General features: G+C 48.1%; 18 protein-coding genes and 3 pseudogenes. 13 read left to right on the top strand and 8 right to left on the bottom strand.

Going from position 1 to position 21078, the window contains the following annotated elements; genetic code table 11:
- Nucleotides 1-9: 9 nt before the first annotated feature.
- From rplM to ACIDITHRIX25_RS79255, 5 genes are all read left to right on the top strand, one after another.
- Nucleotides 10-465, top strand: a complete 456-nt coding sequence (gene rplM, locus ACIDITHRIX25_RS79275) for a 50S ribosomal protein L13 (protein WP_052604302.1) — start codon at nt 10-12, stop codon at nt 463-465.
- 16 nt (nt 466-481) lie between these two features.
- On the top strand, nt 482-874 hold the full coding sequence (rpsI, locus tag ACIDITHRIX25_RS79270; RefSeq protein WP_052604301.1) for a 30S ribosomal protein S9: 393 nt from the start codon (nt 482-484) through the stop codon (nt 872-874).
- A gap of 9 nt (nt 875-883) precedes the next feature.
- Nucleotides 884-2197 carry a phosphoglucosamine mutase gene (gene glmM / locus ACIDITHRIX25_RS79265; RefSeq protein ID WP_201733330.1) on the top strand — a complete coding sequence of 438 codons (1314 nt, stop codon included), beginning with the start codon at nt 884-886 and terminating at the stop codon, nt 2195-2197.
- 510 nt (nt 2198-2707) lie between these two features.
- Entirely contained in the window at nt 2708-4555 is a 1848-nt protein-coding gene (glmS, locus tag ACIDITHRIX25_RS79260; RefSeq protein ID WP_201733329.1) for a glutamine--fructose-6-phosphate transaminase (isomerizing), read from the top strand.
- 221 nt (nt 4556-4776) lie between these two features.
- The gene (locus ACIDITHRIX25_RS79255) at nt 4777-5844 is read left to right on the top strand and encodes a radical SAM protein (protein WP_052604298.1); all 1068 of its coding nucleotides are present in this window, start codon (nt 4777-4779) and stop codon (nt 5842-5844) included.
- A gap of 335 nt (nt 5845-6179) precedes the next feature.
- Here the strand turns inward: ACIDITHRIX25_RS79255 and ACIDITHRIX25_RS79250 are convergent, their stop codons facing one another.
- Entirely contained in the window at nt 6180-7406 is a 1227-nt protein-coding gene (locus ACIDITHRIX25_RS79250) for a hypothetical protein (RefSeq protein ID WP_201733328.1), read from the bottom strand.
- Between the two features lie 608 nt (nt 7407-8014).
- Here ACIDITHRIX25_RS79250 and acpS point away from each other — a divergent pair.
- The 6 genes from acpS to ACIDITHRIX25_RS79220 all read left to right on the top strand — a co-directional run bounded on the left by acpS (nt 8015) and on the right by ACIDITHRIX25_RS79220 (nt 13528).
- A complete protein-coding gene (gene acpS / locus ACIDITHRIX25_RS79245; protein ID WP_052604296.1) occupies nt 8015-8446 on the top strand; it encodes a holo-ACP synthase in 432 nt (143 codons plus the stop codon).
- 213 nt (nt 8447-8659) lie between these two features.
- Entirely contained in the window at nt 8660-10171 is a 1512-nt protein-coding gene (locus ACIDITHRIX25_RS79240; protein WP_201733327.1) for an NAD(P)H-hydrate dehydratase, read from the top strand.
- The gene (gene alr, locus ACIDITHRIX25_RS79235) at nt 10135-11256 is read left to right on the top strand and encodes an alanine racemase (RefSeq protein WP_201733326.1); all 1122 of its coding nucleotides are present in this window, start codon (nt 10135-10137) and stop codon (nt 11254-11256) included. The genes ACIDITHRIX25_RS79240 and alr overlap by 37 nt, the downstream gene beginning before the upstream one ends.
- Before the next feature lie 42 nt (nt 11257-11298).
- A complete protein-coding gene (locus ACIDITHRIX25_RS79230) occupies nt 11299-11883 on the top strand; it encodes a uracil-DNA glycosylase (RefSeq protein WP_201733325.1) in 585 nt (194 codons plus the stop codon).
- Nucleotides 11876-12337: a tRNA (adenosine(37)-N6)-threonylcarbamoyltransferase complex ATPase subunit type 1 TsaE gene (gene tsaE / locus ACIDITHRIX25_RS79225; RefSeq protein ID WP_201733324.1), complete on the top strand. Its 462-nt coding sequence runs from the start codon at nt 11876-11878 to the stop codon at nt 12335-12337. Before ACIDITHRIX25_RS79230 ends, tsaE begins: the two co-directional genes overlap by 8 nt.
- Nucleotides 12338-12769: 432 nt before the next feature.
- Complete coding sequence (locus ACIDITHRIX25_RS79220) at nt 12770-13528, top strand: hypothetical protein (RefSeq protein ID WP_052604292.1); 759 nt, start codon at nt 12770-12772, stop codon at nt 13526-13528.
- Between the two features lie 4 nt (nt 13529-13532).
- Here the strand turns inward: ACIDITHRIX25_RS79220 and rnhA are convergent, their stop codons facing one another.
- The 4 genes and pseudogenes from rnhA to ACIDITHRIX25_RS000000104455 all read right to left on the bottom strand — a co-directional run bounded on the left by rnhA (nt 13533) and on the right by ACIDITHRIX25_RS000000104455 (nt 16162).
- Nucleotides 13533-13991, bottom strand: a complete 459-nt coding sequence (gene rnhA / locus ACIDITHRIX25_RS79215; RefSeq protein ID WP_052604358.1) for a ribonuclease HI — start codon at nt 13989-13991, stop codon at nt 13533-13535.
- A 414-nt stretch (nt 13992-14405) separates the two neighbouring features.
- Nucleotides 14406-14849: a cyanase gene (gene cynS / locus ACIDITHRIX25_RS79210; protein ID WP_201733323.1), complete on the bottom strand. Its 444-nt coding sequence runs from the start codon at nt 14847-14849 to the stop codon at nt 14406-14408.
- A 144-nt stretch (nt 14850-14993) separates the two neighbouring features.
- Nucleotides 14994-15236: a HypC/HybG/HupF family hydrogenase formation chaperone gene (locus ACIDITHRIX25_RS79205; protein ID WP_201733322.1), complete on the bottom strand. Its 243-nt coding sequence runs from the start codon at nt 15234-15236 to the stop codon at nt 14994-14996.
- Between the two features lie 240 nt (nt 15237-15476).
- A pseudogene (locus ACIDITHRIX25_RS000000104455) lies at nt 15477-16162 on the bottom strand (Kae1-like domain-containing protein).
- Between the two features lie 63 nt (nt 16163-16225).
- On the opposite strand from ACIDITHRIX25_RS000000104455, the gene ACIDITHRIX25_RS000000104450 reads away from it, so the two are divergent.
- Together ACIDITHRIX25_RS000000104450 and ACIDITHRIX25_RS79190 are read left to right on the top strand one after the other, a co-directional pair.
- On the top strand, nt 16226-16348 hold the full coding sequence (locus ACIDITHRIX25_RS000000104450) for a Rieske 2Fe-2S domain-containing protein (protein WP_201733319.1): 123 nt from the start codon (nt 16226-16228) through the stop codon (nt 16346-16348).
- 104 nt (nt 16349-16452) lie between these two features.
- A complete protein-coding gene (locus tag ACIDITHRIX25_RS79190; protein WP_201733318.1) occupies nt 16453-17685 on the top strand; it encodes a HypC/HybG/HupF family hydrogenase formation chaperone in 1233 nt (410 codons plus the stop codon).
- Nucleotides 17686-18232: 547 nt separating this feature from the next.
- Here ACIDITHRIX25_RS79190 and ACIDITHRIX25_RS79185 read toward each other — a convergent pair.
- The 3 genes and pseudogenes from ACIDITHRIX25_RS79185 to ACIDITHRIX25_RS79170 form a co-directional block, all read right to left on the bottom strand.
- A pseudogene (locus tag ACIDITHRIX25_RS79185) lies at nt 18233-19047 on the bottom strand (ExeA family protein).
- Nucleotides 19044-20397 (bottom strand): annotated as a pseudogene (locus ACIDITHRIX25_RS79175) (DDE-type integrase/transposase/recombinase). Before ACIDITHRIX25_RS79175 ends, ACIDITHRIX25_RS79185 begins: the two co-directional pseudogenes overlap by 4 nt.
- Before the next feature lie 26 nt (nt 20398-20423).
- The gene (locus tag ACIDITHRIX25_RS79170; protein WP_201733314.1) at nt 20424-21011 is read right to left on the bottom strand and encodes a DUF6431 domain-containing protein; all 588 of its coding nucleotides are present in this window, start codon (nt 21009-21011) and stop codon (nt 20424-20426) included.
- Nucleotides 21012-21078 lie beyond the last annotated feature (67 nt).

Genomic DNA, 21078 nt, shown 5'->3' with positions numbered 1-21078 from the left:
AGTGAGATTATGCGCACCTATTCAACAAAGCCATCAGAAATTGAGAGAAAGTGGTTCGTAGTCGACGCCGAGGGCATGGTCCTTGGTCGTTTGGCTACCGAAGTCGCCAGAATTCTGCGCGGTAAGCACAACCCTTATTTCGCACCACATCTCGATACCGGTGATCACGTTATCGTGATTAACGCCGATAAGGTTATTTTGACTTCCAACAAGGCGGAACGAAAGTTCTCCTATCATCACTCGGGTTATCCGGGTGGCCTTCGTACGACTCGATACACTGACCTTATGGCTGATAAGCCTGCCTTCGTCGTGGAGAAGGCCATTAGGGGTATGCTTCCTAAGAACCGATTGGGTCGCGCTATGTATTTGAAGTTGAAGGTATATGCAGGGCCGACTCACCCGCATTCTGCCCAGATGCCAGTTCCGCTAGAGATTCCAGGCGCTACGCGCACTGCAAACCGTTAAGCCGGGGAGAGATTATATGTCAATACCATTAGTTCAATCGACAGGTCGTCGCAAAGGTGCAGTCGCTCGTGTTAGGCTTCGCTCAGGCGAAGGCTCTGTGACCTGTAATAAGCGAAGTTTCGAAGAGTATTTCGGTGCTCCAAGCCTGCGCCAGCACGCGATCGAACCGCTTCGGCTGACCAATTTGTTGACCAACTATGACGTGGATGTCACCCTAAATGGCGGTGGCGTCTCTGGTCAAGCTGGAGCCCTTCGCCTAGGTTTGGCAAGAGCTATTGTCGAGTTGGATCCTGAACTTAGAGCACAGCTCAAGAAGGCCGGATTGCTTACTCGCGATGCCCGTGAGAAGGAATCTAAGAAATACGGCCTCAAGAAGGCGCGCAAGGCTCCTCAGTACTCCAAGCGTTAATCTTCGGTGTTGGAATTTGGTACGGATGGCGTACGTGGTAGGGCGAACTCTGAGCTTAATTCAGAGTTCGCCCTTCGTCTTGGTATGAGTGTTGCAAATACAATTGCTGGCTCTACTTTTTTGGTTGGTCGTGATACTCGGGTCTCTGGAACCATGTTGCAGGCTGCATTTTCTGCTGGTTTAGCCGCTGCGGGTACCTCAGTTTTGGATCTCGGGGTAATTCCTTCTCCAGGAGTCGCTTATCTGTGCTCTAGATTGAAGCTAGCTGGCGCGGTGATTTCTGCTTCCCATAACCCCTATCACGACAATGGGATCAAGATTTTGGGGCCGGCAGGCGCTAAATTATCGAATGCAACCGAGATTGAGATTGAACGTGGCGTAAGAGATGGCATTGCCATCGACGAAGGTGTTGGAACCATCAATGACGCTTCGCATCTAGTCTCTGACTATTTAACCTATATTACATCTCAGCCGCTGATTCAATCGCTAGTTGGACTAAAGCTGGTTTTGGATACCGCTAATGGTGCCGCATCCGGATTTGCTCGAGAGGTTTTTGAGCGTTACGGTGCAAGTGTTGTGGTGATCAACGACTCCCCTGATGGTGTAAATATCAATGCAAATGCAGGTTCGACTCATCTTCAAGGTTTGATTGACACCGTTTTAGCAGAGAAGGCTGATCTGGGTTTAGGGTTTGACGGAGATGCAGATCGAGTATTAGCAGTAGCTCAGGACGGCTCCGTTATAGATGGTGACATAATCCTAGGGGTTTTAGCTAAGTTTTTGAATAGCCGTTCGCTGCTGTCGCATAATGGTCTGGCGATAACGGTTATGAGCAATATGGGCCTTCGGATCGCCATGGCGCAAGCTAACATCGTCGTCGTTGAGACGCCGGTTGGTGATCGCCATGTATTTGAAGCTATGGAGCGGCATGGTTTTGTGCTAGGCGGCGAACAGAGTGGCCATATAATCTTGGCGGATTTGGCGGCAACCGGCGATGGAATGCTCACCGGAGCCGTCTTTAGCCGCGCTCTTTTGGAGTCCGGCATCGCTGCTAGCGAGTTGGCCAATAGAACCATGGTGCGATTCCCACAGATTTTGCGTAATGTCGCTTGTGTTGGGGATCCAAAAGTTGTTCTTGGTGCTCCAGAGGTCAAAGATGTGATCGCCAGAGCCGCGCAGCAATTGAGTGATGCAGGCCGGGTTTTGGTTCGACCTTCAGGCACTGAGCCTTTGATACGTGTTATGGTCGAAGCTAGGGACGAAGCTCTCGCTACCGAGTCGATCGAGCTGATCCTAAAGGTGATTTCTCAGACTGATCTTTAATTCAGATTGAGCTTTAGTGTGATCGGGACGTGATGGCGGCCTTTTCCATCTAAGCAGGTAATCTCCCAGCATCATTACCCACGACGCCTTATCCGGCAATGCTTTAGAACATCTAGGAAGCTCGTTGTATGCAAATAATTACAGCGCTGCGAGTTTTAGGGTTGAGCTCATCTCTTGTGCTGCATGTTGATTCGTCCATGCTGAATTAATCAATGGTACTTGGTAAGAATCCAAGAACGCGTTTGTAATCTTGATGATCGAAAGGCCGATGGCGGATCTCTGTATATCTTTATTTCTGGCTTGGTTGCAAGTGGCTTAGCGGTATAGTTTGGCGCGATTTGTGATCTTTGCCAGGGTGTTTGTTCCAATTGTGGTAGAGCTGTTGATGGCTGTCTCGTATTTTTTCGGAATCATTGACCGAAGGGCTTAAAGTCTTTCTTTGATTTAGGTTTTAATCTCATTTTGACGAACGAATTTTATATTTTGATCAAAGGGCTAGGGTATTAAAGCGTGTGTGGAATTATTGCAGTAACTGGCCAAGGCGCAACCGTTGAGGTTTTGACAAGTGGCCTCAAACGTCTGGAATATCGGGGATACGATTCCGCTGGAATTGTAGTCTGTGATGAAAATGGTCTATTTTCGCGATTGCGGGTAGCACAGGGTAAGAATTCTTTGGATCGATTAGATAGCGATGCTAAAGAGAGCGAATTTGGCTCGATCATCAGCGGAATCGGTCATACTCGATGGGCAACTCATGGTGGTCCAACCCTATTTAATGCGCACCCCCATATCGATTGCAATGGGACAATAAGTGTGGTTCATAACGGAATCGTTGAGAACTTCAGAGAGCTCAAGGATGATCTTATTTCGCGGGGCCATATATTTTCCTCCGAGACCGATACGGAGGTAATCGCACACCTTCTAGAGGAATCTTTGATTTCGAAGGGAAGCTTGGTCGAGGCTGTTTCATCGATAGCGCCAATCATGCGTGGCGCGATGTCTTTTGTGGCAATCTCTTCGACAGAGCCAGGGGTTTTGGTTGGTTTTAAACGTATGGCGCCGATGGTTATCGGTCGGGCTTCAAACACCTGGTTTATTGCGAGTGATATACCGGCGATTCTTGATCGTGCGGAGGTTTTTTACCACTTAGAAGATGACCATCTTGTCTGTGTTACTGGGGGTGGTGCTGAGATCTTTAACCTCGAAGGGGACTCGGTTGATCTGGTTGAATTCCCCGTTACTTGGTCGCTTGAGTCCGCTGAGAAGTCGGGTTTCGATGATTTTATGTCGAAGGAGATACTTGAACAACCTGGGGCGCTGCGAGACACTTTGGCAGGACGCTTAGCATCCTCTGGTGAGTTGATTTTGGACGAGACGACCAGCGATCCAGATTCTTTAGCGCGCATAAATAAGGTTTTTATCGTTGCCTGTGGAACCTCTTATCACGCAGGTATGGTAGCGAAATATGCAATCGAGCATTGGACGAAAGTCCCCGTTGAATTAGATATTTCTTCGGAATTTCGTTATCGGGATCCAGTGGTGGATGAGCGTACTCTCGTAGTGGCCGTTAGTCAATCGGGCGAAACCCTAGATACGCTTGCTGCTTTACACGAGGCAAAGAACCTCGGAGCCCAGACGTTAGCGGTCTGTAACGTAGTGGGTTCATCAATGGCGCGATTGGCCGATACTGTGATGTACACCAGAGCCGGACCTGAGGTTGGTGTAGCCGCCACGAAGACTCATACCGCACAGATAGGGGCTCTTTTACTTTTAGCTTTGAATCTAGCTCGAACTAAGGGCCAGCTCTACCCGAGTGAGATCGACGCATTGTACGAAGAGTTGACTTTGGTACCTGCAAAGATCCAAGAGGTTTTGAACTCATGGGATGCCATTGGCGAGGTGGCTAAGCGCTTTAGTGGCTCAAGTAGATTTTATTTTATTGGCCGTCATGTTGGCTATCCTGTTGCCTTAGAAGGAGCGCTAAAGCTTAAAGAGATCTCATATCTACCCGCGGAAGGCTATCCCGCTGGAGAGCTCAAGCATGGTCCAATTGCAATGCTCGATGAGATGGCGGTTGTTGTGGCGATAGCGACTCGAACCAGGCTTTACGAGAAGATCGTTTCGAATATAGAAGAGGTACGTGCTCGCGATTCTTCTGTGATAATTATCGGCAATCCTGGAGATGAAGGACAGGCTAACTTAGGCGAGTCCTTCATCTCGGTACCCAGAGTTCATCCTCTCTTTGCTCCATTGGTAGACGTGGTTCCCCTACAGATATTCGCATACCATATGGCTCGGAACCTAGGTATGGATGTCGATCGTCCACGGAACCTCGCCAAGACGGTGACTGTGGAGTGATGCTGGACCCCACGGGGATCAAGTTTTATTATGAGAATCGACGATTGCGATTTTGAGCCTTAAGGCTGGGGATTTGGACTCTAACTTGATCTTACAATTGCGCCTAGCCTTGGATGGTAAAGACTTTTATAGGCATGATATAAAAAGCTAGGTTCCATTGGCGGCTCAACTTCTCGAAGTTGCCAACTTGGGGGACTAGTCGGGTTTGAATAGAGGTTGTCGTGGAGGATTTTTCATCGTTTTTACATGTGATTACTTGGGAGCTGACCAAGGCATGTCATCTCCATTGTCGTCATTGTCGAGCAAGAGCGATCCCAAACCGAAATGAAGGAGAACTTGATATTGACGAGATCCAAAGTGTCTTATTAGATATTTCGAATCGGCTTCCAAGAAAGCCGATCATGGTCTTCACTGGCGGTGATCCAACCGAACGACCAGATCTCGATGAAATTTTGAAGAGTTCGATCGAGATGGGATTCATCACATCTATCTCGCCATCTGTTACTAATCGCGTTACTCCTGAATTGGTCTATCATTGGGCAGAACTTGGGGTTCGTGCGATCTCTCTTTCAATCGATGGACCATCTCCTGAGATTCACGATAGATTTAGAGGCGTTAAGGGAACCTTTGAACGCTCCATTGAAATAGCTCGCACAGTCGTTGACGCCAAGATGTCCCTGCAGATCAATACCTCAATTGGGAGATTTACATTAGACGGTTTAGCCGAGATGGCGGATCTGGCCAAAGATCTCAAGGTGTCGTCTTGGGAGGTATTTTTTGTAATACCTATGGGTAGAGCGAAGTTGTCGAGCGCCCTAGATTCCTCAGAGATGGAAGAGGTGCTTCGGTATCTCGCGACTTTTAGCCGCAGCGTTGATTTTCGCGTTACTGCGGTTGGCGCGCCGCAATTTCAAAGGGTGCTTCATGAGATGAACTACCTAGAGACCTCTGGCCTTCGTCCGTCGGTACGAGAGGGTCGAGGATTTGCATTTATTGACCACCTAGGGGAAGTCTATCCTTCGGGTTACCTTCCTTTGTCCGGTGGAAATGTGAGATCGCAATCGCTAGTGGATATCTACTCCAGTTCGCCACTGTTCACATCAATGCGCGACCCCTCTAATTACAGCGGTGCATGTGGATCGTGTGACTACAGCGGCTTTTGTGGAGGATCCAGGGCTCGTGCATTTGCAGTGACAAAAGATGTGCTTGCCTCTGACCCAGGCTGTCCAAGGACTGACTCTTATGGATCATTTCTTGATTTAGAACCTGTAGAATTGGTTATAGAGTAGCAATTAGGCTCCAGATCTGTTTTCATTTATAAGTTGTATGGCCGTTCTGGTCGGCGCCAATTTCATGGAACTCGCGATCATAATGAAAGACACAAGCCCCTAAAAGAGATCTCTTTTAGGGGCTTGTGTCTATTGATGGATAAATACGGATCAGTTCGATCGTCTGTCTTTGGATTAATCACCCTGTTGTATCCCTACTGGTTGATGCAACAGGGTGAGGGAGCTGACCCAAGAAGGCTCCTATAGCTTTCATAGCCGTTATGTCCGACCTAGATGGGCCAAAACGGCTATGTGAGTTAAGCAGCCCACTTATTTAGCCCACTTATTTAGCCCACTTAGGCAGCTTGAGCCGTTCCAGCGCTGGTAGTACTTCTAAGTGCCGCGCCACCATTAGGTCCACCAAAGCCAGGGCCACCATGACCGCCAGGGCCACCAGCGGGACGTGGGTTATTGACGAAGTTGGTGATAGCTGTATTTAGATGAGACAGGATCTGAGTGGCTTGAGTAGAGGTTATCTTTCCAGCGGTTACAGCGGAGTTGATATTTGCTGTAGCACTAGTTACCAACTCTGAGATCAAGGTAGATGGAGAGATATTAGCTGCCGTTGCTACTGCGGCTAGGGTCTTTCCAGCTTGCAAGTCTGCTTTGAGAGCAGATGTAGTTGTCTTTAGGTCACTAGCTGCAGTTTTCAAGAGATTATCTCCAGCAACAGCTCTCATGCCACCAAAGCCAGGGCCACCATGACCGCCAGGGCCACCAGCGGGACGTGGGTTATTGACGAAGTTGGTGATAGCTGTATTTAGATGAGACAGGATCTGAGTGGCTTGAGTAGAGGTTATCTTTCCAGCGGTTACAGCGGAGTTGATATTTGCTGTAGCACTAGTTACCAACTCTGAGATCAAGGTAGATGGAGAGATATTAGCTGCCGTTGCTACTGCGGCTAGGGTCTTTCCAGCTTGCAAGTCTGCTTTGAGAGCAGATGTAGTTGTCTTTAGGTCACTAGCTGCAGTTTTCAAGAGATTATCTCCAGCAACAGCTCTCATGCCACCAAAGCCAGGGCCACCATGACCGCCAGGGCCACCAGCGGGACGTGGGTTATTGACGAAGTTGGTGATAGCTGTATTTAGATGAGACAGGATCTGAGTGGCTTGAGTAGAGGTTATCTTTCCAGCGGTTACAGCGGAGTTGATATTTGCTGTAGCACTAGTTACCAACTCTGAGATCAAGGTAGATGGAGAGATATTAGCTGCCGTTGCTACTGCGGCTAGGGTCTTTCCAGCTTGCAAGTCTGCTTTGAGAGCAGATGTAGTTGTCTTTAGGTCACTAGCTGCAGTTTTCAAGAGATGATCTCCAGCAACAGCTCTCATAAGACCACCATGGTGTCCACCACTTGGGCTCGTCGTTGTGAATGAAGAGAGAGCCGCAGGTATCGATGTAGATGGGGTTGTGCTCGCAGATGATACCGCTGGGGTTCCAAGTGTTGCACCTGCTAGCCATCCACCGCCTATCGCCAAAACTGTAAGACCACTTGCTATCTTTGCGTTTAGTTTAATTTTTCTCATTTGAACTTCCTCTGAGATTTACTTTCCTATTTTGCTTCGCCCTAGGCCTTCAGGGGATACTTACATGCTCGTTGAGATTGCCTAAAATTAGCTGTGGAGCGATTAATGACTTTGTTTATAATTCCTGAACTTACTTTTACCTTTCTTAGACAACTTTCATATTTGAATAAAGTCCCAGCTAGCAATAGGTGTAGACACCAAGCAATTCTAAAGATCTCAAATGGAACTTGTAAAAAACTATGGCAAAGTGCTCAATGATCCCTAACGAAAAGGTTGTGTCGAAGGTATTTTGGGACCCAATGGCAAATTGGACGCAGGGCAAGAGATAGTCTCAGCTAGCTGGATATCGGTGGTGGATCGAGGTAATGGGCTTTATGCAAGCTCGAAGCGTTGAATTAATTCTTCACGGCTTGATTTACCGTAGCACTTTCGGGCTGGCATAAAGGAGATATTCCGCCCTAAGCAAAAGGTGGTAGGTTTGTCTTTGTTGGCCCAGGACCATCAAGCCGATCACGGCTGTATTCTCGGGTACTTCATAGGACGTGGTGGCGTTTTAGGGATCTGGCTTGGATAGATTCCGGTCGTATTGAATGAGGGTTGGGCTCTGTATGAATCAAAGATATACCTTTGGAATTGGGGTGGACGTGGTCGACCACGATCGCTTTGCTTTATTTGTGAAGCGTCGGAGTCGAGGGGTCGATCGGATCTTTACTGATGGTGAGCTTGACTATATCAACCGCTTTAAGGGAGATGGCGCAATTGCACGTATGGCCGCGCGCTTTGGGGCCAAAGAGGCAGTCTCAAAGGCGCTAGGCGTCACCCTCTTTTCGCTCTCACTGCATGACATTGAGGTAGTGAATTCCAGTGACGGACCACCGAAGGTGAAGCTACACGCTAAGGCAAAGGAGGTTGCTTTTCAATCAAATGTTGTTGAAGTCAAAGTTTCATTTTCTCACGAAGTCAGAGTTTCAATTGCCTTCGCTATGGCAATCGCCGAGATTCGGAGCGTTGATCTTCAAGGACCACTAGAGCTCGGCTGAACCCTATGGTCGGTTGGGGCGTTGAAATCGTCTCTTTGGAGCACTTCTAAAGGTGTAATTTATCTCCTTGAATTCATTAATACTAAACCAGTCGGTCGCGGTGGCGTGATGGAAGCGATGTTAGGAAACCCCAACCAAACAGACGGAGCCAGAAGCCCCGTCCGTAAGGGCGGGGAAGGTTCACGAAAAATAGGGTAAAGCCCCAAGGAAGCCATGATTCAAATATATTCGACCGAAACGATGAGATCTCTAGATGAAACCTTGGCCGCCCAGGGTTCGTTGGCCACCATAATTGATCGCGCTGGTTTTGCACTGGCACAATTTAGCGCCTTGATTCTAGGTGGAGCCTACGGCAAGGTGGTAGTAATCGTAGTGGGCAAGGGAAACAATGGAGCAGATGGCAGGGCGTGCGCTAAGTATCTCTCTATTCTTGGAGCAAGTGTAGGGGTTATTGAATATGAAGATCTCCACGAAAGATCGACTCCTCGATGCGATCTTTTGATCGATGCTGTCTTTGGTTTTGGCTTTCATGGTGATTTGAAAAGGTCGATCAAAACTCCCCGTGGAGCGTTGATCCTAAGTGTCGATATGCCAAGCGGCGTCAATTCTACGAGCGGTGAAGTTGCACCAGGAACACTCAAGAGCGACTTTTGTCTGGTCCTAGCTGGGCTGAAGAGAGGTTTGCTTTCCGGTGATGCCATTGAGGTTATGGGTGAGAGCTATCTCTGTGATCTAGGTGTGGCTACCAATCTCGCGGGTGAAGGAACCTTTTATCAATCCTTTGACTTTAGCGAAGTCCCAACTCCAACACAGCATCACAAATGGAAAAGTTCGGTAGCGGTCTTTAGTGGATCACAGGGAATGGAAGGTGCTGCTATCTTATCGTCGGTAGCAGCGATGCGGGCGGGGGCGGGAATCGTTCATCTTTTTTCGCCGAGCAGTTCAATCTCATACCTTTTGGCTGCTTCGAATCCAGAAGTTGTCCTGCGTCCGTTGCTCCACGACGGAGAGTTGCAGATCCCGAAGGAAGACCTCTCACGGTTCAATGCTATTGCAATTGGCCCGGGGTTAGGGCGATTTAGCGGCCAGTTGCTTGAATATGTTGGACGAGCCAGCGGCGCTAGTTTAGTTGTCGATGCGGACGCCATCTCTGCCTTGGCGGCCTCGCCGGATTCTCTCGGATTACTTAAAAAGGGTAAACGAGGCATTGTGCTAACTCCACATATGGGAGAGCTTGACCGCCTCTCTATTGCATTTGGCTTTGCTAAGACAGATCTCGGTATCTTGGAGTTTTGTCGGCGGTGGAGCGTATATATGTTGGTTAAGGGATTTCCGACCTTTATATATTCTCCGGAGGGTCACTTTGGGGTGGTCTCCTCCAACGGTAGTGAGCTGGCAACCGCAGGCTCAGGCGACGTGCTAAGCGGCATCATTGCTGGTGTTCTTGCAAATGAAGTGATCTCTATCTCTGCTATTGCTAAGGCTGCCTATATTCATGGACTTGCCGGTCGTCTGACCTTCCGAAGGGGAATGATCTCCTATGATCTATTGGATAAAATTCCGCGCGCAAGGTGGCTGTGTCAAACAAGCAGTGAGCTGCAACGCCAACAAAGCCAATTTGTGCCATTGTTTTCTCGCGGTCCATTGATCTCTAGCCGCGAATCCAAGATCGATTGGGGTGTACTCGCATGGGGGCAGAACATAGGCCCGTCTGGGCAGAGATAGATGCACAGGCGCTGATTCACAACTATCGCTTATTTGCTGCTCTGGCTGCGCCCGCAAGAATCTGTGCCGTTGTAAAGGCCGATGCTTATGGCCATGGTGCCGTGGATGTGGCTCGAATCCTTCATGAAGTGGGATGTCGTGATTTTGCTGTCGCCTTTGTCGACGAGGGAGTCGAGCTTAGACAAGCTGGTATCGATGGAGAGATTTTAGTCTTGAGTGAGCCCGCCGTCTCTGACTTTGGAGTTGCGGGCGATGCAGATATCTCTCTCACGCTCTATAGCCTCGAGGCTATAGGGATAGCGTTGGCTACTCGATTTGGCAAGGAGGGAAAGCGACTCTCTTTTCAGCTGAAGTTAGATACAGGAATGTATCGAGCCGGTGCATCCTTGTCCGATTTAGACAGGATCTCAGAGCTCTTAGAAGGAGTTGATTTAGATGGCATTTGGAGCCACTTTGCCGTTGCCGACTTGGACGATCCTGAGTCGGTTGCCTTTACCAAGTTGCAGATTGAAAGGTTTAGAGATGCCGTAGAAGCGCTTTCGCTAAAGGGTATCACCGCTCGTCAGTTGCATATTGCCAATACTGCAGGGCTCTTGGACTTTCCAAAGGTGCGATTTTCAAAAGTTCGCGTAGGTCTTGGACTCTATGGTTACGACCCAAATCCAAAGTCACGATCGATTGGCTTGCGTCCGGTGCTCTCTTTGATCTCCAAGGTGACTTTCATACGGCAGGTAGAACAAGGTGTCAGGCCATCTTATGGGCGCCTTCGCCCTATTGATTCAGATGGATTCCTAGGGCTGGTTCCAATTGGATATGCAGATGGAGTTCCTAGGGCACTCTTTAGGGGTGGGGGTAAGGTGGCAATTAATGGTGTGCTATTTCCATTTGCAGGAATGGTCTCTATGGATCAATCTGTAGTAGACCTTGGGCCAGATCCAAGGGTGCAAATAGGCGACCGAGTAGTACTTTTGGGTTCGGATAATCCGGTTTCAATTTGGGCAGATGAGTGGGCTTTGCGCACTGGAACTATTTCGTGGGAGATTCTTTGTGGAATCTCAAAGCGGGTTCCCAGAAGAGTGGTTTAGGCCAGATAGCCTGTTTCTAGCCATTCAAAACAAGGGATAATATTGAGTTCGCGAACTGATTTTGAGAGAACAAGATCTGCGGCCCTGGAGTGCCAAAAGTGTTCTTTATGTGAGAGTCGTTTGAATGTGGTCTTTGGCGAAGGTGATTTGTCATCTCCGATACTCTTTGTCGGTGAAGCCCCAGGAGCTCAAGAGGACCTTCAATCAAGGCCATTTGTCGGGCGTTCAGGGAAGTTGCTCGAACGTTTAATCTTCGAGGCATTGGGGCTTAACCGAGGTGATGTCTACATCACCAATGTTGTAAAGTGCCGTCCACCAGAAAATCGATTACCAAAACCAGATGAGGTTAGAAGCTGTAGTGGCTACCTAAAGGATCAGTTGAACTTCATCTCGCCTTTTCTTGTGATTTCACTCGGTTCGCTTGCGACAAAGGTTTTTATGGGTCGAGACGTTCAGATAACTAAATGCCATGGGGAAATTGTACAGAGTGAACTTGCTTTGGTGATGCCCATCTTTCATCCAGCCTATGCGCTGAGGCGAGGGCGAGTAGCTCAAGACGCTATTCGCAATGACCTCATCGGCGCTAAAGGGTACCTGCAAGAGATCGGTGTGTGGAACTTTGAATGAGATATTAGGAGTAAAGTCATCATCGGCGCTAGAGACCAAGGCTATTGGTCAGCGCCTGGGCTCTCTTTTGCATGGTGGCGATGTAGTCCTTCTAATTGGCGATTTGGGAATGGGTAAGACTGCATTTACTTCTGGTATCGCGGTTGGAATGGGAATTTCTCAGAGGGTCGCATCTCCAACATTTGTAATGGTTCGGGAGTATTTTGGGAGTTTTCGTTTGGTCCACTGCGACCTTTATCGAATTGACACCACCAGAGGAGTTGACTTCGATGATTTGGAACTCTTCGACGAAGATAGCGTTACGGTCGTCGAATGGGCAGATCTATGCCTTTGGCAATTCGACGACTTTGATCCCTTAGTGGTTTTGTTTGCCAATGGGGCTGATGAAGATTCCAGGTCGATAACGTTCACTGAGAACAATTCGAGATGGAATGAACGATTTTTAAAGTTTTGACTAGATGAGGTGACAATTTCCACAACTTGTGACTAAAAACGATCCCTAAGGATTCCTTGAATAAGTCTAGGAGATCCTATGTCAGGGATGCAAAGCTTGATGTAGCTGTGTACTATAACAAAATATAAAGAACTTGCCTGGATTGGGTCCGGGGCATATTTACAAGGCGCCCATAATAAAGGGCATGTAAGGTTCTACAAGGGGTAATATAGGTGCCATGCAAGCGGTATGGAGTGCAGGTTGCATCGTGTATCGCTAGATTCGATCAAACCAAGCACGCAGAGTTGGTCAACACTATATGGTGTTTTCAGCGGTGTTTTTTGATCACCTCGACTTTGTCCAGGGGGAAACCTTTGGGGTGAATAGATTGCACCTCCGGTTTCTTTTATAGAATTTTATTTCTGCCCTATTTGATCTACATCGGAGTCCACCTTGTCAAAGAGAAATTCACCAAAACGAACTATTTTGGCCATAGACACCGTCTCGCCGAGGTCATACATAGGGCTGGTCCAATTTCCACAAGGTGAATTTGACGCTGGCGAATGTGCCTATTACATGGAGATCTCTAAACCAAGAGCCTTTCTTTCAGAAGTTGGGATCTTCTTAGAAAGAGCTCTTGGTCCCAATGCGAACTTTGGTCTTCCCGAGGCAATTGCAGTGGCTGTTGGCCCTGGAGGGTTTTCTGGAAGTCGCCTTGGAGTCGGCATCGCCAAGTCGTTAGGTTTTTCTATGGGCTTGGGGGTCTTGGTCTATGATCATTACGAGATGGTGGCGAATTCATACCTTGAATGGATGCGCGCTGAGACAAGAGGTGTCGCTGTGATTGGCGACGCGAGAAGAGGTCAAGGCCATCTTATGATCAAGGAGGGCGACCCAAAAGGCAACCTTTCCTATGGTCAGTTCTCAAAGACTTTGGACTACCATGACATGAGCGATCTCCTCATGGACGCGGATCTATCCTCAGTCATATTTTCAGACCCGGTGACAGCATTGAATTTGGGCGATTTGATTGATCGTAGTGATATGCAAGTAGCAAGTGAAGTATTTTCCTACGTTAATTCAAAGTCCCTTGGGAGATATATCGGCCGACTTTCAGCACAAGGGGGCGAGGTGGAGGCCTCTAGCGTAGTGGTTAGGTATTCTAGAGACTATGACGCGAAGGTCAACTTCGAGACGATTCTGCCATCTTGATGGTCTAAAAGTTGCGCTTTGAACCATTTGCTAGCAATTGGTCAATTCCAAGATTTGCTAGTTGGTCGGCTCTTTCGTTGCCCTCATCGCCGTTATGGCCCCGAACCCAAATCCAGTTGATCTCGTGGCGTTTGGTCGCTTGATCTAGCAACTTCCAAAGATCGGTATTTTTAACTGGCTCTTTTTTAGAGTTGACCCAATTTTTCTTCTTCCAATTTACGATCCACTTTGTAATGCCGTCCATAACATATCTCGAGTCGGTGTGGAGGCTTATACGACACGGTACTTTTAGGAGTTCTAGGGCTTCAATTACCGCTTGGAGCTCCATCCGATTGTTGGTTGTTGGGTTGTCACCACCGTAGATCTCTCGTTGCTTTTTTGGGCTAATCAACAGCGCACCCCAGCCTCCGGGCCCCGGGTTACCTCGGCATGCTCCATCTGTGTAGATCGTCACGGCCTGCAATTCTTGATTGGCAGAGCTAGAGGCACCACTGGGTTGTCCCACAGATGTGGATTGGTTATTTTTTTCTTGCATATCCCTGGTGAGCTTGCGCAGATTCCCTTCAAAGTCGACTTATTCTTGGCCCATGATCTTATAGGCGCGGTAGAAGATGTGGCGCGAGGCCACGACTATCTTGGCCCAAAGGTATGTCGTTGAATAAATAAATACCAAATCTCCAAGACTCCTCGAAGCACGATATTTCTTTGAGGAGTATTAACAGGTGAGTTGTTTCGCCCAACCTTGAGGTCTTTATCGAGTATCGATTGTGAGAGCCCCGGTGATCCCAGTGAAAGGGGATCACGAGGTCAAAGCCAAAGAGACCAAAGTAATCTGCAAGCTATGTTGTTCATTTGCCAGTTGAGGTGACTCGCCGCGTTAGTAGCTTTTGTAAGGTAAAAATTTGCCTGAGAGCTCTATGTGTACGCGGTCGCCATTTGGGTCTTCTTGGCGGGTAATTGACATATCGAAGTCGATAGCACTCATGATTCCATCTCCGAATTCTTCATGGATCAGTTCTTTGATTGTCGGTCCATAGACTGAAACCAGTTCGTATAGGCGATAGATCGTTGGGTCCGCCGGTATCTGATTTGGTAGGCTTCCTCTAAATGGAGGGACTCGCAACATGGCGATCTCTTCCGGAGAAAGGTCAAATAACTCACCGACTACCTGTGCTTGGTGATCGGAGAAGGCCATTTGTCCAAGACAACCTGCCGTAACCCACTCTTTGGACTTGCCAACCTCTTCTGCAACTTTCGACCATGTGATGTTTCGTCGGATTTTGGTCTCGATAATCTTTTCAGTAACGTCGTTTCGATCCATGGCCCTACCTTTAGATAGTGAGAGATAGAGCTATCCTAAGGTGAATTGACGAATGCAGTTCGCAACCTTCTCAAAAAATTCATCTTTGTGGCCATCCCATGGTGCTAACACCTCTTGGACTTATATGCTGAGTGGCCATAAGGCCTATCTTTGGACTCTTGCGAGTGCGATTCCGGCTTGTACGAGAACTACGTCGCCAACGGCTAGGTGCTCGATAAAGGCGTAAGCCACCTCAGAGATATTTCCACAAGGGTCGACCCCTAATGCGAAGCCTGATTTGATCTCCACTATCTCGATTGCGGTCGCATCATCTAGGCAGACGCTACAGCTCGCAGGTTCTTCTTGGTCTAGCGCCAAGGGAATTAGGAAACGTCTGGTATCTGTCATGAGCTAGGAGTTTTCATTAGAGAAGCCTTTCAGATCTGATTCGTAGGGTAGGTGCTGAGGTGAATAATTATCGATCTGGAAAAAGCCAAGACAGTAGCCTTATTTTCCTTATTTAAAGTTATTGACTAAGAATAGAAATTTCATTGATCTTTGCGCTAGGGGATTTGGTCACTATATCTTCGATTGCGGTTTCATGGTTAGCTTTTCTTTAGGTGTGAACCGCTATTGGTTTCATGAACCTCAGGTTATGGCTTTTGGCGAACTTGTTTGGCCAAGGCGAGCTGCCGCTATGGCGACCTGCCCCAAGGAGATACCCCCATCGTTTGGAGGAACTTCTAAAGAGCAAAGCACTCTAAACCCCGCCATCTCTAGCTCCTTAGTTGACTCTTTGAGCAGGATTATGTTTTGAAAACATCCACCTGCAAGCACCACGGTTCGAAGATTTGTAGTCGCTGAGAGTTCTATTAGAACCTCAGCTGTTGATGTCGCTAAGGCCCAATATGCATATAGCGCTATCTCAGAAGGGTCATGACCATCCAGGATCTTTTGAGCGGTCTCTCTAAAGGTTGATGCCGTATCAATTACCCATCGCTCTTGGTCTTTGTCAAAGCGCACATGGGGGTCAGCCTGATTTGAGTTCATAGCGCGATGGGCCAGCGCCCCTAGGTACATGGCCCCTTGGCCCTCGAAGGTGCGACGTCACATAGCTCTATGAGCCCACCGACCGCGTCAAAGAATCTTCCCATTTCAGAGGTGCATGGCGAAAAAATTGGAGATTTTGAGATTGCGAGTAGATCTTTGAGTTTGGATTCGAATCTGGCGATGGATGGAAATGATAAAAATTGTGCCTCGTCGCCGAAGGCTGCTATTGAGTAGGAAATTGCCATGCGGTAGGGCTCGGTTATCGCCTTTTCAGCACCGATCATTGGTATGGACGATGAAGTTGCAAGTCGAAAAGAGCTGATAAGGTTGGCGACCGAGATGTTATTGTGGTTGCCCACAATGATGAGTTCTCATGTTTTGAGAATGCATGTTCTCATATTGAACTGCCTCTTGACCGAGCAAGTGTTGACGCCGATGGCGTCTTGGCATGCCCATGGCATGGCTTTTGATTCGATGGACTAACTGGTGAATGTATAACATTTCCGGATGTCTTTCTAGAGTGCCACAAATGTAAGGTCGTGTATGGAGAGATCTTTATCAAGGCATGTCCTTGATGCTTCGAGTAATTTCTCTCGGGGCCGAGTCGCCAGGAGGGCTAGCACCTCCCGCTGCAACTTCCGCGCCCGATCGATTTTATGGTCCCCGTGGACTCGTGTTGATCGGATCGACTTTGATCGTATGCGATACGGGAAATCATCGGGTTTTGGTCTTCAGAGATTTGTGCGATGGGATTGTCAGTCCAAAGGCGTCAACGATCCTTGGACAGCCTGACTTTTATTCAGAGAGCCACAGCAACGGAGGCGGATCTCAAGGGTTGTTTTTGCCTACAGGGGTTGCAACTAGGGATAATAGGTTGATTGTGGGCGATGTATGGCATCACAGGGTTCTCATATGGGACGCCATCCCGACAGAAGATTGGACCGGAGCCGATCACGTAATCGGACAAGCCACTATGGAGGATGTCGAACCCAACCAGGGCGGAGAGTGTAGCACTGCCAGCTTGGATTGGCCCTTTGGTGTTGGCTTTGTAGAAGACCGTTTTTTTATTGCGGATACTGGCAATCGTCGAATTTTGGGTTGGGATCATCTTCCTCTAGATGGCGAACTGCCCGAGGTGATAGTTGGGCAAAGTGACTTTAACTCACGTCATGAAAACAGAGGAGAGGTAGGGCCATCGAGTTTTAGGTGGCCCCACTCCGTAGTCGGTGACTGTGATGGAATGTATGTAGCTGATGCGGGAAACCATACAGTCCTTATGTTTGATCTAAAGATTGACAAAGATTGCGATGCGCTTTGTGTGATTGGTCAAGTTGATCCTTGTTCAAATAGCGAGTGGCCCTATGGCCTTCAGCCTCAAATGCTTATCGTTTTCCATATGCCATTGCCAAAGATGGTGACAGATTTATGGTTGCAGATACCGCCAATAATCGGGTGCTTCTTTACGATAAGCTGCCTAAGAGTTATAGTTACCTTCCTTATGGGTCAATTGGCCAAAAGGACTTTAGCTCAAATGGTGAGAACCGATGGGCTGGGGTTGCTCCCGACACCCTTTGTCGGCCATATGAATTTCGCAGGTGTTAGTCGTGACGTCTGTTTTGCTTCATGGCCAGATGTAAAGGTCGGAGACTATGTTCTGGTACATGTCGGATTCGCGTTGACAGTATTGGATGAATCTAGCGATCATGAGACACTTGCCATCTTTAGGGACTTTGGCCTAATTGATGGTGAACTTGGTAGCGACGCAGAGATCGTTCCACAGCGTTGCGCCCTTTTGGCAGGAAAATAGAAAAAGCGCTTAGACGTAACTAGCCCCATCTTTCGCAGTGCGTCATGAATGAAAGAGGTTGTAAATCACCTACAAGCTGATAACAATCACACTGCAATGCTACATAGATGATGGAGGTAGGCCCTCCGGGATCGCCTTTTGGGAGGAGATTCCAAACCACCTTATCGATAATGGCACGGGGCATTAGCTAAAGACTGTTGTCCAAAGCGGTACTAAAAAAGTTAGAGCAATGACTCTTTCAGGTATGAGTTAAGAAGACGAGTGAAAACAAACCACTGACGAAGCGTTCGAAATTGGTATGGATGATGTCGAAACCGAGGGACGTCGAACTTTCGGGACAACTTGGAGACTAACCCAATTAGTGCTCCTTGGGCATCCGGCGTGTAGGTGGCGTGAGCTTAACATCAGGCGTTTATGTGGTGTTGCCCGCCAGCCAAGCTGATCATGCAGACGACATGGTAACTGATCATGTTGTGTGATCGCTATGTCGCCAGTGACACTGATGGTGGTCACGGCGGTCCTCTGGTTGTCGCTAACTTTCTCATTCTCACTCTGAATCAACTTCTGATATTGCCTGGCGTGCCGATTTCTCATCTACGATTGCGCTTTTATATTTGCAAATGTAGCTATCAGTGCTTGACGGGCAAGGTTGTTGACCGCTCTCGGCAGACCTCTGGAAACCTGATGAATCAGTCCCAACGCTTCATCTGAAAATAGAGCATCCGTTCGACCTGCCAGCTTCAGGTGATGTAGCGTATAGCTTTTGGTTTCCTCCGATTTCATTGGTGGAACGCTATAGCGAAGCGATATTCTCTGTTCAAGTGCGCTAAAGGTTGAAAGTCGCAGCCGTGCCTTTAGATTTGGCTGACCAACTAAAACCAGAGCAAAAGAGCTGGATGAATCCATATCGCTATTGGTAAGAAATCTCAGCTCTTCTAACTGGGAACCTTCCAAGAGATGAGCCTCGTCACATACCACTATCACCTTTCGTCCCTTTTCCGATTCAGATGCAAGCAGCGAGATTGTCTGGGAGATAAGCGGTGTTTTGTAAAAACAGGGACTCTCGCCTAAATGAGAGACGATCCCTGAATATATCCCTTTAGTTCCAAGTGCCGGATTAGCCAGATAGATAATACTGTGTCTCGATGGCTCTAACAGTGACACTGCTTTTCTCACTGCTACTGTTTTGCCAGATCCAACTTCTCCGGTTATCACTCCAATAGCTGATTCATCAACTAAAAAGCCAATCCGGGCAACTGCTTCTAAGTGCCCCTGGTTGGGGTGGAGATCAGACGGGGATATTTCTTTTGTAAATGGCATCTTTGTAAATCCAAAATGTGAACGTATCTGATCTATGCTCATTTCTCTTCCTCTGCGTTTAGCTCCCTGTAGCCAATTGGAGATCCAAGGTATTTCCTGTGCTGTTTATCCACCAGGGATAGATAGTCAATTCCGGTTGGTTTTATGGTTTCTGGCGAGTGGGCAATGGTCATCGGATGCGAATGGCGGGAGATTTTATGAATAACAGCCTTACCAAAGTCTCTGTCCATATACCGCACATTGATAGCTGAGAGATCGAATGGATCAAAGACCAGATCTACTTTCCTACCTACCAGAGCCTGGTCTACTTCGTAGTCGTTCCCATAGAGGGAAACCGTTGCAGTTTTTGTAACAGTTCTTGATTCAGAGAATAGAAATGCCTCCCGCACAAGAGAAAGATCTGGTATCTTTGGCAGAATGGAGAACCGTTCAAGTGGTGTCTGGCCGGTTTCAGAATGAATCCATCGGTGATAGACCTGTTCCACCCACCCCTGGAAGCGTTCTTCGAGAACTTCCAGCGAAGAGATATCGCTGTGGGCTACTTCTACTAGGAACTGGTCTCTTACCGTTGATGAAAAAACGCTCAATTTTTCCACGACCCATTGGACGCCCAGGTTTCGAGTGCACTAGCCGAATCCCGAGAACTGCCAGGGCTCTTAGCAGTTGACGCGAGACAAATGGACTCCCGTTGTCGAGATACACGGTACCCGGTATACCTCTTGAGAGTATTCCACGTCGTAGCGCTGCCTGAACTGAAAGAGTATCTTCAGAATATGTCCAGCGGTGAGCTGTAACCAATCGGGAGTGATCGTCACAAAAACAAAACAAGATTGCCTTCTTTCCGGCAATTACCGGGCCGTGTAAAGCATCTCCCACCCAGAGCTCATTTGGATAGTCTGCCTCAAATCTCCCAAATGCAATGTTTTGACCGCTCAGCTGGGATCTTGTGAGTCCTAAAGCTTTGAAATGACGCTGTGGAGTTCTTTCATTAGGTGACCATCCATTTTGAGTTCTGATGATCTGGGCAATATGGGCTGCTGTTCTAAAAGGATCTTCTTTTCTTAGCTCACATGCTAAAGAAAGCAGATGCTCCGGGGTACGGGGCTCAACATGGCGTGCTGAAGGGTGAAGAGCTTGAAAGCCGCCTTTTCTGTAGGTACGGATCCAGCGGTCGATGCTTTGGCGCGATACCACTACCGGAACTCCGTCAATACCAATATGTGTTACAGAAGCCAACTCGCGTACAAGTTGCCCCCGCTTTGTTTTAGAGAGGGTTTCATCTGCAGCTTCACGAACTATCCCGTAGCGAAATAGTGCTATATCTTCCGCTCGGTGATGTTTTGGCTCTTCCAGTGGATCCGTTGTCACTTTTTCTCCTTTTTGTCGTGCCAATAAATGACAAAAAGAATCATTACTGATTATGAAGGTGCTGGAAAGGGTGAGTTGGTGTTGGAAAGAAGTCTTCCTCCGCACATAACTGACATCTGGGACCATGGGGGACTAGGACCAAAGCGGATGCTTAGAGAACGAACAGCAATCCCAATTGCACTTATTGCATCTGCGAATAGAGATCCCGCTGGGGCAATCTCAGACAATGTGACATCTAAAACCAGAGCCCAATTGGTGAAGTGTTCTAGGAGTATCTCCAACTTTTCTCTAAAACGTCTGAGCCAGCCTCGGACGGTTGTCTCGGGACGACAGATATTTGCAGCGATCTTTCTATGTCCAAGTCCCTCAGCCTTTTGAACTAAAGCTGACCCGATTACCGCTGCTTCGTCCACCCGGCGAACTAAAAGGTAATCGGGCAGGAGAACCGAGGTCTTAAAACAATCACTACAGCGCGATCTTCGTGGACAAAGCGTCTTTGTGCAGTCACGCATACGAATGGTTCTCGACCTCGCATGTGCCCATTTCCGAAGCACTCCGTTACAGGATGGACAAAAAAGTTTTCCACCCAACAATTCAGATTCCACAACGTCGGGATCACTAGATACAATTAAGGTCATGGTGCCTCTGGCATCTCTGGGGGACCCTCTTGTAGTTCGGACAAAAAACAGCGAGGGGGTCCCATTT

It is taken from the genome of Acidithrix sp. C25 (genome assembly GCF_904848545.2).
This window is presented reverse-complemented; position numbering and strand designations above follow the sequence as displayed.

Excerpts from the sequence above, each read along its gene's own strand:
- rplM (WP_052604302.1), top strand. The coding sequence starts at position 10 with ATGCGCACCTATTCAACAAAGCCATCAGAAATTGAGAGAAAGTGGTTC.
- rpsI (WP_052604301.1), top strand. The coding sequence starts at position 482 with ATGTCAATACCATTAGTTCAATCGACAGGTCGTCGCAAAGGTGCAGTC.
- ACIDITHRIX25_RS79250 (WP_201733328.1), bottom strand. The coding sequence starts at position 7,406 with ATGAGAAAAATTAAACTAAACGCAAAGATAGCAAGTGGTCTTACAGTT.
- acpS (WP_052604296.1), top strand. The coding sequence starts at position 8,015 with ATGAATCAAAGATATACCTTTGGAATTGGGGTGGACGTGGTCGACCAC.
- ACIDITHRIX25_RS79240 (WP_201733327.1), top strand. The coding sequence starts at position 8,660 with ATGATTCAAATATATTCGACCGAAACGATGAGATCTCTAGATGAAACC.
- alr (WP_201733326.1), top strand. The coding sequence starts at position 10,135 with ATGGGGGCAGAACATAGGCCCGTCTGGGCAGAGATAGATGCACAGGCG.
- cynS (WP_201733323.1), bottom strand. The coding sequence starts at position 14,849 with ATGGATCGAAACGACGTTACTGAAAAGATTATCGAGACCAAAATCCGA.
- ACIDITHRIX25_RS79205 (WP_201733322.1), bottom strand. The coding sequence starts at position 15,236 with ATGACAGATACCAGACGTTTCCTAATTCCCTTGGCGCTAGACCAAGAA.
- ACIDITHRIX25_RS79190 (WP_201733318.1), top strand. The coding sequence starts at position 16,453 with ATGCTTCGAGTAATTTCTCTCGGGGCCGAGTCGCCAGGAGGGCTAGCA.
- ACIDITHRIX25_RS79170 (WP_201733314.1), bottom strand. The coding sequence starts at position 21,011 with ATGACCTTAATTGTATCTAGTGATCCCGACGTTGTGGAATCTGAATTG.